At 70.3% G+C, this 13,059-nt stretch carries 12 protein-coding genes and 1 riboswitch; of the genes, 7 read left to right on the top strand and 5 right to left on the bottom strand.

The window, feature by feature from the left end; genetic code table 11:
* The first annotated feature begins 88 nt into the window (after positions 1-88).
* From coxB to ACFYNO_RS02875, 4 genes are all read left to right on the top strand, one after another.
* Positions 89-943 (top strand): cytochrome c oxidase subunit II, encoded by an 855-nt coding sequence (gene coxB / locus ACFYNO_RS02890; protein ID WP_388004127.1) that lies wholly within the window; start codon positions 89-91, stop codon positions 941-943.
* Entirely contained in the window at positions 940-2,706 is a 1,767-nt protein-coding gene (gene ctaD / locus ACFYNO_RS02885; protein WP_388004124.1) for a cytochrome c oxidase subunit I, read from the top strand. Before coxB ends, ctaD begins: the two co-directional genes overlap by 4 nt.
* Positions 2,706-3,122, top strand: a complete 417-nt coding sequence (locus tag ACFYNO_RS02880) for a cytochrome c oxidase subunit 4 (protein WP_388004121.1) — start codon at positions 2,706-2,708, stop codon at positions 3,120-3,122. Before ctaD ends, ACFYNO_RS02880 begins: the two co-directional genes overlap by 1 nt.
* 243 nt (positions 3,123-3,365) lie before the next feature.
* Entirely contained in the window at positions 3,366-4,595 is a 1,230-nt protein-coding gene (locus ACFYNO_RS02875) for an Ig-like domain-containing protein (protein ID WP_388004118.1), read from the top strand.
* A gap of 4 nt (positions 4,596-4,599) precedes the next feature.
* On the opposite strand, the gene ACFYNO_RS02870 is transcribed toward ACFYNO_RS02875, so the two are convergent.
* From ACFYNO_RS02870 to ACFYNO_RS02850, 5 genes are all read right to left on the bottom strand, one after another.
* Entirely contained in the window at positions 4,600-4,971 is a 372-nt protein-coding gene (locus ACFYNO_RS02870) for a GntR family transcriptional regulator (RefSeq protein ID WP_388004115.1), read from the bottom strand.
* A gap of 179 nt (positions 4,972-5,150) precedes the next feature.
* A complete protein-coding gene (locus ACFYNO_RS02865; RefSeq protein WP_388004112.1) occupies positions 5,151-6,803 on the bottom strand; it encodes a cytochrome bc complex cytochrome b subunit in 1,653 nt (550 codons plus the stop codon).
* On the bottom strand, positions 6,800-7,882 hold the full coding sequence (locus ACFYNO_RS02860) for a Rieske 2Fe-2S domain-containing protein (RefSeq protein WP_388004109.1): 1,083 nt from the start codon (positions 7,880-7,882) through the stop codon (positions 6,800-6,802). Before ACFYNO_RS02860 ends, ACFYNO_RS02865 begins: the two co-directional genes overlap by 4 nt.
* A gap of 8 nt (positions 7,883-7,890) precedes the next feature.
* On the bottom strand, positions 7,891-8,700 hold the full coding sequence (locus ACFYNO_RS02855) for a c-type cytochrome (protein ID WP_388004106.1): 810 nt from the start codon (positions 8,698-8,700) through the stop codon (positions 7,891-7,893).
* Positions 8,701-8,842: 142 nt separating this feature from the next.
* Complete coding sequence (locus ACFYNO_RS02850) at positions 8,843-9,463, bottom strand: heme-copper oxidase subunit III (RefSeq protein WP_388004103.1); 621 nt, start codon at positions 9,461-9,463, stop codon at positions 8,843-8,845.
* Positions 9,464-9,774: 311 nt separating this feature from the next.
* On the opposite strand from ACFYNO_RS02850, the gene ACFYNO_RS02845 reads away from it, so the two are divergent.
* The 3 genes from ACFYNO_RS02845 (at position 9,775) to ACFYNO_RS02835 (ending at position 13,040) form a co-directional block, all read left to right on the top strand.
* The gene (locus ACFYNO_RS02845; protein WP_388004100.1) at positions 9,775-10,197 is read left to right on the top strand and encodes a hypothetical protein; all 423 of its coding nucleotides are present in this window, start codon (positions 9,775-9,777) and stop codon (positions 10,195-10,197) included.
* Between the two features lie 139 nt (positions 10,198-10,336).
* Entirely contained in the window at positions 10,337-11,425 is a 1,089-nt protein-coding gene (gene trpD, locus ACFYNO_RS02840) for an anthranilate phosphoribosyltransferase (RefSeq protein WP_388004097.1), read from the top strand.
* 62 nt (positions 11,426-11,487) lie between these two features.
* Positions 11,488-11,606: riboswitch (SAM riboswitch) on the top strand.
* 51 nt (positions 11,607-11,657) lie between these two features.
* Entirely contained in the window at positions 11,658-13,040 is a 1,383-nt protein-coding gene (locus ACFYNO_RS02835; RefSeq protein ID WP_388004094.1) for an aminotransferase class V-fold PLP-dependent enzyme, read from the top strand.
* Positions 13,041-13,059: the final 19 nt, after the last annotated feature.

The raw sequence follows: 13,059 nt of genomic DNA, 5'->3' as shown, positions 1-13,059 counted from the left end.
TCAAACCGTGCCCGTGGACGGGTCGCCGGGGAGGCAACAGTACTCCCGGGGGCGGCGCGCAGCGGGCGAGACTTCGGGAAGGCGCTACGTGAGTCCCAACGGCTCCGACCGCTCGCCGCGGCGCACGATGCGGCGGAAGCTGCCTCAGGCGCTGGCACTGGGCCTCGTCATCGCGACCGCTACCGGCTGCTCGGCCAATGACCTGCCCAGGCTTGGCCTCCCCAGCCCCGTCACCAAGGACGGTCACCTCGTCCTGCAGATGTGGCAGGGCTCGTGGATCGCGGCGCTGGTGGTCGGCGTTCTGATGTGGGGTCTGATCATCTGGAGCGTGATCTTCCACCGGCGCAGCCGCACCGGCATCGAGATCCCTCCGCAGACCCGGTACAACGTGCCCATCGAGGCGCTGTACACCGCGGTCCCCATCGTCATCGTCTCGGTCCTCTTCTACTTCGTCGCCCGCGACGAGACGAAGCTGACCCAGGTATCGGCGAAGCCGCAGCACTACGTCAACGTGGTCGGCTTCCAGTGGAGCTGGGCGTTCAACTACGAGAACACCGAGACCCCCGACCCCAACAGCCAGGTGGCCGCCTACGACGTGGGCACCCCCAAGGACATGCCGACGCTCTGGCTGCCCGTCAACGAGTCGGTGCAGTTCCGGCTGACCTCGCGCGACGTGATCCACGACTTCTGGCCCGTCAACTTCATGATGAAGATGGACGTGGTGCCGGGTGTGGTGAACCGGTTCGAGGTCACCCCGACCGTCATCGGCACCTTCGACGGCAAGTGCGCGGAGCTCTGCGGCGTCGACCACTCCCGGATGCTCTTCAAGGTGAAGGTCGTCTCGCACGACGACTACGTGAAGCACCTGCAGGACCTGCGCGCCCAGGGCCAGGGCGGCGCGGTGCCTTCGGGCGTCATCAGCATGGGAAGTGAAGCGAAGTGACCATCCTCAACGAACCCGCCGCGGCCGGCGGGGCGCATGGGGGCTCCGTCGCGGCCGGCGGGACCAAGCGGACCCGCACGCCCGGCGCCACCATCATCAAGTGGCTGACCACCACCGACCACAAGACGATCGGCACGATGTACCTCGGTACCTCGTTCGCGTTCTTCCTGATCGGTGGCATCCTCGCGCTGGTGATGCGCGCCGAGCTGGCTCGTCCCGGGACCCAGATCCTGTCGAACGAGCAGTTCAACCAGGCCTTCACCATGCACGGCACGATCATGCTGCTGATGTTCGCGACCCCGCTCTTCGCGGGCTTCGCGAACTGGATCATGCCGCTCCAGATCGGCGCCCCCGACGTGGCCTTCCCGCGTCTGAACATGTTCGCCTACTGGCTCTACCTGTTCGGCTCGCTGATCGCGGTCGGCGGCTTCCTCACCCCGCAGGGCGCCGCCGACTTCGGCTGGTTCGCCTACTCGCCGCTCTCCGACGCGATCCACTCGCCCGGCGTCGGCGGCGACATGTGGATCATGGGTCTGGCCTTCTCCGGCTTCGGCACCATCCTCGGTGCGGTCAACTTCATCACCACCATCATCTGCATGCGCGCGCCCGGCATGACGATGTTCCGGATGTCGATCTTCGTCTGGAACGTCCTGCTGACCGCCGTGCTGGTGCTGCTGGCCTTCCCGGTGCTCGCCGCCGCGCTCTTCGCCCTCGAGGTGGACCGCAAGTTCGGCGCCCACGTGTTCGATCCGGCCAACGGCGGGGCACTGCTCTGGCAGCACCTCTTCTGGTTCTTCGGCCACCCCGAGGTGTACATCATCGCGCTGCCGTTCTTCGGCATCGTGTCGGAGATCATCCCGGTCTTCAGCCGCAAGCCGATGTTCGGCTACTCCGGCCTGATCGCCGCGACGATCGGCATCGCCGGCCTCTCCGTGACGGTGTGGGCCCACCACATGTACGTCACCGGCCAGGTGCTGCTGCCGTTCTTCTCCTTCATGACCTTCCTGATCGCGGTCCCGACCGGTGTGAAGTTCTTCAACTGGGTCGGCACCATGTGGAAGGGCTCGCTGAGCTTCGAGACCCCGATGCTCTGGACGGTCGGCTTCCTGGTGACCTTCCTCTTCGGCGGTCTGACCGGTGTCCTGCTGGCCGCCCCGCCGATCGACTTCCACGTCTCGGACTCGTACTTCGTCGTCGCCCACTTCCACTACGTGGTGTTCGGCACCGTCGTCTTCGCGATGTTCGCCGGCTTCCACTTCTGGTGGCCGAAGATGACCGGCAAGATGCTGGACGAGCGGCTCGGCAAGATCACCTTCTGGACGCTGTTCATCGGCTTCCACAGCACCTTCCTGGTCCAGCACTGGCTCGGCGCCGAGGGCATGCCCCGCCGCTACGCCGACTACCTGGCCTCGGACGGCTTCACCACCCTCAACACCGTCTCGACCATCGGTTCGTTCCTGCTCGGCCTGTCGATCCTGCCGTTCCTCTACAACGTCTGGAAGACCGCCAAGTACGGCGAGAAGGTCGAGGTCGACGACCCGTGGGGTTACGGCCGCTCGCTGGAGTGGGCGACCTCCTGCCCGCCGCCGCGGCACAACTTCCTCACCCTGCCGCGGATCCGCTCGGAATCCCCGGCCTTCGACCTGCACCACCCGGACATCGCCCAGCTGGACTACATCGAGCTGCACGGCCACACGGCCAAGCACCTCGAGGGCGTCATCCCGGCCGAGTACGACGGCGGCAAGAAGAAGGGCGACGCCTGATGAAGGAACAGGGCAAGATCTTCGCGGGGCTCTCCGCCTTCGCGCTGATCATGGCGATCACCTACGGGCTGTGGACGACCCACTCCTCGCACGGGATCGAGCCGGCCGGCACCACGGCGCTCTTCCTGGCGTTCGGGCTCTGCGCCTTCATCGCCTTCTACCTGGGCTTCACGGCCCGCCGGGTGGACCAGGGTGCCGGCGACAACCCCGAGGCCGAGGTCTCGGACGACGCCGGTGAGATGGGCTTCTTCGCCCCGCACAGCTGGCAGCCGCTCTCGCTGGCGATCGGCGGCGCGCTGGCCTTCTGCGGTGTCATCTTCGGCTGGTGGCTGATGTTCTGGGCCGTGCCGGTGATCCTGATCGGCCTGTACGGCTGGGTCTTCGAGTTCTACCGCGGCGAGAACCAGAACCAGTAACGGTTCTGCGCCCCGCGCGCACCGGGCGGGACCCCTCTTCGGAGGGGTCCCGCCTCTTTTGTTGGGCCGACCCGGTGGTGACTTCACCCGGCCGGCCGCAGCGGCGTGCGTGGACCCCGACCAGGTGCGGAGATGTTCCTACGATCTGATGCATCGTCCGAACCTCAGGAGGATCCGGTGGCCGTCAGATGGGCAGGAGACCGGGGGAGCACACGGGCACGCAGCCGCCGGGGAGCGGCCTGGTTGGCCCTCACCCCGCTGCTGGCGGCGCCGCTCGCGGCCTGCTCCGGCGGCTCGGGCGGCCACGCGGTGGCCCCGCCGCACGCGGTGGACGCGGCCCGGCTGGTGCACACCTCGGCGGCGCCCGACGCAGACCCGGGGCAGCCGTTCACCGTCACCGCGCAGGGCGGCGGCACGGTGACCGACGTGGTGCTCAGCGGACCGGGCGGGCGGCAGGTGGCCGGCGCGCTGGACACCGACGGCCACGGCTGGCACAGCACCGCCCCGCTGGTCCCGGCGACCCGCTACACCGCCCGGATCGCCGCCGCCGACGGGCACGGCGGCCGGGGCGAGACCACCGCCGAGTTCACCACCAAGCAGGCCGACCACCTGCTCACCGTCACCCTCGGCCCGGACCTGGGCCGGGAGACCTACGGGGTGGGCGAGCCGCTCACCGCACAGCTCTCCGAGCCGGTCAGCGACCCGGCGGCCCGGCAGCGGGTGGAGAAGGCCCTCACGGTCTCCTCCACGCCCGCGGTGACCGGCGGCTGGTACTGGGTGGACGGCAAGAACCTGCACTTCCGGCCGAAGGACTACTGGCCGGCCGGCACCAGGGTGAAGCTCGGCTGGGACGGCCAGGGCACCGCGATCGACGGAGCCGGCCTGTACGGCGGCCCCTCCTCCGGCCTCTCCTTCACCACCGGCGACCGGGTGGAGGCGATCGTGGACGCCGCCGCCGACCAGCTGACCTTCAAGCGCAACGGCGAGGTGGTCAGCACCATGCCGGTGACCACCGGCAAGCCCGGCTTCGACACCCGCAACGGGATCAAGGTGGTGCTCGGCCAGGAGCGCTCGGTGCAGATGAAGAGCGAGACCATCGGCATCGCCCAGGGCTCCAGCGATGCCTACGACCTCAAGGTCGAATGGGCCACCCGGGTGACCTGGAGCGGCGAGTACGTGCACGCCGCGCCCTGGTCGGTGGCCTCCCAGGGCGTGGACAACGTCAGCCACGGCTGTACCGGGATGAGCACCGACAACGCCAAGTGGTTCTACGAGCAGACCCGGGTCGGCGACATCGTCCAGGTGGTCAACAGCCACGGGCACCAGATGGAGCCGTTCGGCAACGGCTTCGGCGACTGGAACCTCAGCTGGGAGGACTGGCAGAAGGGCAGCGCGCTGGGCCATCCGGTCAGCACCGAGGCGCCGCCCGCGGCGGCCCAGGCGGCGGCCACCCTGAAGCCGCAGGTGCAGTAGCCGGTCAGCCGTTCCGGTAGACGAGGTCCAGCGCGCCCGACAGGGCCGCCTGGGCCTCGTCGCGGCTCAGGCCCAGGCGGTGCGCCCGGTCGGCGAACTCGGTGGCTGCGGCGGCCGCCAGCCGGTGCGCGGTGTCGCCCACGGCTGCCACCAGGGTGCCGCGCCGCCCGTGCGTCTCCACCACGCCGTCCGCCTCCAGCTCGCGGTAGGCCCGGGCCACCGTGTTGGCGGCCAGGCCGAGCTGCTCGGCCAGCGCCCGCACCGTCGGCAGCTTCAGCCCGGCCGGCAGATCGCCGGTCCTGGCCTGCTCGGCGATCTGCGAGCGCAACTGCTCGTACGGGGGAGTGGGGCCGGCGTGGTCGATGCTCAGCTGCACTTGCTGCGGCTCCTCACGGAGGGGGCTGACGGGGCGTCACCATATTCTGCACCCAGCCGGGGCCGGCGGAATATGACAGCGGGATCATGCCGGGGCCCGGGCCCGCGGAGGGGGTACGCCAAGGGCCCCCGCCCGGCCGAAGCCGGGCGGGGGCCCTCAGGTGGCTGACGCTGGGGGGATCAGTGGTGGCCGTGGCCGCTGGTGATCTCCTCGTGCTCCTCGACGGTCGGCTTGGGGATCTGGTTCCCCTCGCCGAAGTAGCTCTCGGAGAGCTTGGCCCGGGTCTTGGTCAGCAGGCCGACCTTGCGGGCGACGCCGTTCTCGTCCGTCTCGGCCGGCAGCTCCAGCGGCTCGTACTGCTCGTGGGCCGTGAGCTTGTGCAGCTGGGTCTGGTCGAGCTGGGCGTGCACCTCGACGAACTCACCGTGCGGCAGCCGCTTGATGACACCGGTCTCGCGGCCGTGCAGCACCTTCTCCTTGTCCCGGCGCTGGAGGCCGAGGCACCAGCGCTTGGTGACGAAGTAGGTGATCACCGGGACGACGAACGAGCCGACGCGCACGAAGTAGGTGATGTCGTTCAGCGAGAGGTGGAAGTGGGTCGCGATCAGGTCGTTGCCACCGCCGGAGAGCAGCACCAGGTACAGGCTGATCCAGGCGGCACCGAGGGCGGTGCGGACCGGGGCGTTGCGCGGGCGGTCCAGGATGTGGTGCTCGCGCTTGTCGCCGGTGATCCAGCTCTCGATGAACGGGTAGACCGCGATGGCGACCAGCACCAGCGGGAAGAGCATCAGCGGGATGAACACGCCCAGGTTGAGCGTGTGGCCCCAGGCGCGGATCTCCCAGCCCGGCATGACGCGGATCAGGCCCTCGGCGAAGCCCATGTACCAGTCGGGCTGGGCGTCGGTGGAGACCTGGTCCGGACGGTACGGGCCGTAGGCCCAGACCGGGTTGACCGAGGCGATCGCGGACATCGCCGCGATGATGCCGAAGACCAGGAAGAAGAAGCCGCCCGCCTTCGCCATGTAGACCGGCATCAGCGGCATGCCGACGACGTTCTTCTCGGTCCGGCCCGGGCCCGCCCACTGGGTGTGCTTGTGGTAGAAGACCAGGATCAGGTGCGCCACCAGCAGGCCGAGCATGACGCCCGGGATCAGCAGCACGTGGATGGTGAAGAACCGCGGCACGATGTCGGTGCCGGGGAACTCGCCGCCGAACAGGAACATCGAGATGTAGGTGCCGACCAGCGGCACCGCCAGGATGGCGCCCTCCATGAACCGGATACCGGTGCCGGAGAGCAGGTCGTCCGGGAGCGAGTAGCCCAGGAAGCCGTCGAAGAAGCCCAGGAAGAGCAGCAGGAAGCCGAAGATCCAGTTGATCTCGCGGGGCTTGCGGAACGCGCCGGTGAAGAAGACGCGCATCATGTGCACGAACATCGCGGCGACGAAGACGATGGCGGCCCAGTGGTGGATCTGACGGATCAGCAGACCGCCGCGGACCTCGAAGCTGATGTTCAGCGTCGAGGCGTAGGCCTCCGACATGTGGATGCCGTTGAGCGGGGCGTAGGAGCCGTTGTAGACGACCTCGCCCATGCTCGGCTTGAAGAAGAGCGTCAGGTAGACGCCCGTCAGGATGATGATGATGAAGGTGTAGAGGCAGATCTCACCGAGCATGAAGGACCAGTGGTCCGGGAAGATCTTCCGCAGGTTGGCCTTGGCCAGGGAGTAGATCCCCAGCCGACCGTCCAGGTAGTCCGCGGCGGCCTCGGCCTTGTTCGCGGGCTTGGCGCGGGTGCTGGCCGGAGCGGCCTGCTTGGCGCTGGTCGAGGAACTCATGCGCTGCGCTCCCAGAAGCTCGGGCCGACGGGCTTGGCGAAGTCCTGGGTGGCGATCAGGTAGCCCGAGGCATCGGTGGTGATCTTCAGCTGCGGCAGCGGGTGGCCGGCCGGGCCGAAGATGACGCGGGCGCCGTCCGAGAGGTCGAAGGTCGACTGGTGGCACGGGCAGAGCGCGTGGTGGGTCTGCTGCTCGTACAGCGAGATCGGGCAACCGACGTGGGTGCAGATCTTGGAGTAGGCGAGCACGCCCTCGAAGCCCAGGGCCTTGGACTTGTCGTCCTTGATGTCCTCCGGCTGGATGCGGATGAGCATCAGCGCGTCCTTGGCGATCGCCTCCTGGAAGTCCTCGTCGGACTCCTGGAGACCGCCCGGGCGGGAGGCGGACGGGCCGGGCTTGGCGAAGGTCAGCGAGCCGACCGCGATGTCCGAGGCCATCATCGGCTCGTTGGTGTTCATGTTCACCAGGCGGATCGGCGCGTCCGGGGTCGCCTCCTTCCAGCCCGTGCTGTCCAGCTTCTTCTCGGGCAGCGGGCCGAGGTCGCGCAGCAGCACGACGCCGGCGAGCGGCACCAGGGCCATCGAGCCGATCATGGTGTTGCGGATCATCTTGCGGCGGCCGAAGCCGGACTCCGCGGCACCCGTCTTGAACTGCTCGATGACGTCCGCGCGGACCTCGTCGTCGGCCTCGATGGCGTGCCGCTCGGCGGGGAGCTCGACGTCCGACATCAGGGTGCGGGCCCAGTGCACGGCGCCGGCGCCGATGCAGAAGAGCGCGATGCCCAGGGTCATGCCCAGCGCGAAGTTCAGCGCGCTGATGTGGCCCAGCGGGAAGATGTAGACGATCTTGTCCGCGTCGATGGCCACGTAGGAGGCGATGAAGCCGATCGTGGCGAGCATCGAGACGACGAAGAGCAGCGACACCTGCCGCTCGGCGCGCTTGGCGGCGCGCTCGTCGATGTCGGTGCGGCGCGGCTCGTGGGGCGGCAGCCCCGGGTCCGCGAACGGGTTGTCGGCGACGGCGACCTCGCCGTGGCCGTGGACGGCGTCGTGCGCCGTCGGCAGCTTGTCGTCAGACATGTCGTGGCTCATGACTTCTTGGCCTTGGTGGTGTGGGCGGCGACCCAGATCGCGACGGCGATCAGGACGCCGAGGCCGAAGATCCAACCGAACAGGCCTTCGGTGACCGGACCGAGGCTGCCGAGCGACAGACCGCCGGGGTTGGGCGCCTCGTTCGCCTGGTAGCGGACGAAGGCCACGATCTCCTGCTTCTGCTTCTCCGGCATGGTGCTGTCCGGGAAGGAGGGCATGTTCTGCGGGCCGGTCTGCATGGCCTCGTAGATGTGCTTCGGGTCGACGTTCTCCAGCGACGGGGCGAACTTGCCCTGCGTCAGCGCACCGCCCGCACCGGCGAAGTTGTGGCACTGGGAGCAGTTGGTCCGGAACAGCTCACCGCCCTTGGCGATGGCGTCCGTCTCCGTCGAGGTGTACTGGTCCTTGGTCGGGGTCACCGGGCCGGGGCCCAGCGAGGCGACGAAGGCGGCCAGCTGGTCGATCTCCGACTGGTTGTAGATGTTCTGCTTCTTCGGCACCTGCGCGCCGGGCTGCTGCGCCGGCATCCGGCCGGTGCCGACCTGGAAGTCGACCGCGGCGGAACCCACACCGACCAGGCTCGGGCCCAGGCTGGAGCCCTCGCCGTTCAGGCCGTGGCAGGAGGAGCAGCCGACGGCGAAGAGGCGCTTGCCCTCGTCGATCTCAAGCGACTGCGCGGAGCTGTCGGCCTGCGCCTGCTCGGTGGGCGCGAACGCGGCGTACAGCCCCCCGGAGGCCACGAGGGCGAAGAGTAGGACGACGAGCGCGGCCAGTGGGTGGCGCCGTCGTGCGGAGAGCTTTTTCACGGATTACCCCGGTGTCAGGATCTGGTCGTCTGGTGGTGGCCCGGTGTCGGTGTCGGCACCGGCAGGGGGCATAGGGCACGGGCAAAGGACCCGGCGCCGCGGGGGCGGGCGGGTCCGGCCGGCGAGCCAGCGACCTGATCGGCTACTTGATCAGGTAGATGGTCGCGAACAGGCCGATCCAGACCACGTCGACGAAGTGCCAGTAGTACGACACGACGATCGCCGCGGTGGCCTGCTCATGCGTGAACCGCTTGGCGGCGTAGGTCCGCCCCAGCACCAGCAGGAAGGCGATCAGACCGCCCGTCACGTGGAGCCCGTGGAAGCCGGTGGTCAGGTAGAACACCGTGCCGTACGGGTCGGAGGACAACGAGAGGTGGTCCTTCTTCACCAGCGAGGTGTACTCGTAGATCTGGCCGCCGATGAAGATCGCGCCCATCACGAAGGTGATGGAGAACCACGAGCGGAGCTTCTTGACGTCACCGCGCTCGGCGGCGAAGACGCCGAGCTGGCAGGTGAGCGAGGAGAGCACCAGGATCGTGGTGTTCACGGAGGAGAAGGGGACGTTGAGGGCATGCGCCTTCTCGGCCCAGAAGTCTGGTCCCTTCACGGAGCGTGCCGTGAAGTACATCGCGAAGAGGGCCGCGAAGAACATCAGCTCGGAACTCAGCCAGACGATGGTTCCGACGCTGGTCATGTTCGGTCGGTTGACCGATCCATGCGCGTGCCCGGTTTCTGTTGCTGTTGCTGTCGCCACGACCGACATTATGTCGGTCCCTTATTCCGTCTTCACGTCGGGGGGTCTTCCTCGGAGTGTCCGGTGCGTGCGGTATGCCCGGATGGCTGCACCAGCGGGTTTGCCGGTCCCGGTGGCCCCGGACGGCCCGTCAGCACGGCCCGCTGACGTCCCCTCGCCCGCGCGGGTGACGCCGGCTCAGCCGCTCGGGCGCGGCCGGATCGCATCGGTCGGCAGCGATCTCGTGCCGGACGCTCACCGGGACGGGTGATCGGGAGTAGCATCCGGAGGTGGTGGACGTGGTCTGGATCACATTCGTCTGACACTTGGGAGCAGGTCCGATGACGCACAGCAGCGGCGAGGCGCTCACCGTCCTCGTCTACAGCGACGACCGCAACACCCGGGCGCAGGTGCTCTCGGCCCTCGGCCGGCGGCCCGCCGCCGACCTCCCGGAGGTGGAGTACCTGGAGTGCGCCACCACCCCGGCGGTGCTCCGGGCGCTGGAGCGCGGCGGGGTGGACCTCTGCATCCTGGACGGCGAGGCGGTGCCGGCCGGCGGCCTGGGGCTGGCCCGGCAGGTGAAGGACGAGATCTACGGCTGCCCGCCGGTGCTGGTCCTGATCGGCCGTCCGCAGGACAGCTGGCTGGCCGCCTGGAGCCGGGCCGACGCGGCGATCTCGCAGCCGGTCGACCCGGTGGCGCTGGCCGAGGCCGCCGCCACCCTGCTGCGGGCCCGGGTCGGGGCCCGCCAGCTGGCGCGCTGACCTCCGCGGACGGTGCCCGGGCCGCGGCCCGGGCACCGTCTCAACAGGAGAGAAGGGCCGCCGTCCTGCGGACGGCGGCCCTTCCGCGCTCGCTACGCTGGCCGGGTCCTTCCACAACGGCGCAACTGGAGAGTCGGCCATGGTGAACGAGAACCCTGTGAACGGCGGCGAGGTCCCCGCGCAGGTGAGCCGCACCTGGCCCGACGTGCTCTCCGCGCTGCTCGCCGGGACCGACCTGGACCGGGCCGCCAGTGCCTGGGCGATGGACCGGATCATGAGCGGCGAGGCCAGCCCCGCGCAGGTGGCCGGCTTCGTGATCGCGCTGCGCGCCAAGGGCGAGACGGTGGACGAGATCACCGGCCTGGTCGAGACGATGTACCGGCACGCCCGGCCGCTGGAGGTCCCCGGCCCGGCGGTGGACATCGTCGGCACCGGCGGCGACCGGGCCAAGACCGTCAACATCTCCACCATGTCGGCGATCGTCGCGGCCGCGGCCGGCGCCAAGGTGGTCAAGCACGGCAACCGGGCCGCCTCCTCCGCCAGCGGCTCCTCGGACGTGCTGGAGAAGCTGGGCGTGCGGCTCGACCTGACGCCGGCCCGGGTCGCCGAGGTGGCCGAGGAGGTCGGCCTCACCTTCTGCTTCGCCGCCCTCTTCCATCCCTCGATGCGGCACACCGCCGAGGCCCGGCGCGACCTCGGGGTGCCGACCGCCTTCAACATCCTCGGGCCGCTGACCAACCCGGCCCGGGTCACCGCCCACGCCGTGGGATGCTTCGACACCCGGCTGGCCGGGCTGATCGCCGGGGTGCTGGCCGAGCGGGGCGCCAGCGCCCTGGTCTTCCGCGGCGACGACGGGCTGGACGAGCTCACCATCTCCACCACCTCGCGGGTCTGGGTGGTGCGCGACGGCCAGGTCACCGAGACCGTGCTGGACCCGCGCGAGCTGGGCATCGAACTGGTCGGCATCGAGGCGCTGCGCGGCGGCGACCCCGAGTACAACGCGGCGGTGGCCCGCCGGGTGCTGGGCGGGGAGCACGGGCCGGTGCGCGACGCGGTGGTGCTCAACTCGGCCGCCGCGCTGGTCGCGCTGGAGCCGACCGACGCGCCGCTGACCGAGCAACTGGCCGCCGCGATGAAGCGGACCGCCGCCGCGCTGGACTCCGGCGCCGCCGCCGAGCTGCTGGAGCGCTGGGCGGGCGCCACCATGCGGGCTGCCACCATGCGGTAACCGGTCCGAATGGTGGAACGGCATTTGACCACGCTTCGGGCGGCTGCCTAGAGTCTGGCCCAGGTCATGAGTGACAGCGCGACGAGCCCCAGCTTGCTGTCCGGCAACCCTCCGTCCGTGGCGGGGTGCCCTGGGTGAAGACCGGGCCAGGCGGCAGACGTCCGCCGGGCAAGCGCGGACCACCGGACTTTTCGCACCCCGGGGTCCCTGACCCCTGGAGGAGTGCGTCCCGATGTCGTCCACCACTGCTTTCACCGCCCCCGCCCCTGTCGGCCTCGCGGAGCCGCTGCCCGTCCTGGGCGCCGAGGTCGAGGTGCCGCTGGTCTCCGGCGAGAAGGTCGGCTACGCGGCCCTGGACTACGCGGCCAGCGCCCCGGCGCTGCGCCGGGTCTGGGAGGATGTCGCCGCCTACGCGCCGTACTACGGCAGCGTGCACCGCGGCGCCGGCTACCTCTCGCAGCTCTCCACCGACCTGTACGAGCAGAGCCGGCAGGCCGTCACCGACTTCCTCGACCTGCGCGAGGGCGACCAGGTGGTCTTCACCCGGGCCACCACCGACTCGCTCAACCTGCTGGCCGCCGCCGTTCCGGCCGGCACCCGGGTGTTCGCCTTCGAGACCGAGCACCACGCCTCGCTGCTGCCCTGGCAGCACGCCGGACTCTCCGTCAGCTACCTGCGCGCGCCGCGCTCGCACGCCGAGGCGGTGGCGGCCCTGGACGCCGCGCTGGCCGACTGCCCGCAGGGCCCGCGGCTGCTCTGTGTCACCGGCGCCTCCAACGTGACCGGCGAGCTCTGGCCGATCGCCGAGCTGACCGAGACCGCGCACCGGCACGGTGCCCGGGTCGTGGTGGACGCCGCCCAGCTCGCCCCGCACCACCGGATCTCGGTCCGCGAGCTGGACGTGGACTGGATCGCCTTCTCCGGCCACAAGCTCTACGCCCCGTTCGGCGCCGGGGTGCTGGCCGGCCGCGCGGACTGGTTGGACGCGGCCGAGCCCTACCTGGCCGGCGGCGGTGCCTCGCGCACCGTGGCCCGGCAGGAGGACGGCTCGGTGGCGGTCGAGTGGCACCGCGGCCCGGCCCGGCACGAGGCCGGCTCCCCGAACGTCATCGGCGCCTACGCGATCGCCTCGGCCTGCCGGGCGCTCACCGAGGCCGGCTGGGAGGCACTGCGCGAGCGCGAGGAGCGGCTGGTCGAGCGGCTGACCGAGGGCCTGGCCGCGATCCCCGAGGTGCGGGTGCTCAACCTGTTCGGGGCGGGCTCGGCGCGGGTCGGCGTGCTCTCCTTCGTGGTGCGCGGCTGGAACAGCTCGCACTTCTCGGCGGCGCTCTCCGCCGAGTACGGGATCGGCGTGCGGGACGGGCTGTTCTGCGCGCACCCGCTGGTCCGCACCCTGCTCGGCGGCGAGGAGGCCGCGCCCTCCGAGTGCGGGGCGCCGGAGCCCTCGCTGCCGGGGGAGCGCAGCCTGAACGCGATCCGGGTCAGCTTCGGCGCCGGGACCCCGCTGGAGCACGTGGACCGCTTCCTGGCCGCGGTGCGCGAGCTGGTCACCGACGGGGCCCGCTGGAGCTACCGCAACGAGGGCGGCCGCTGCGTGGCGGACACCCGCCGCTGACGGTGGATCGGCCCCGCCG

The organism is Kitasatospora sp. NPDC006697, assembly GCF_042869935.1.
GTDB lineage: Bacteria > Actinomycetota > Actinomycetes > Streptomycetales > Streptomycetaceae > Kitasatospora.
This window is presented reverse-complemented; position numbering and strand designations above follow the sequence as displayed.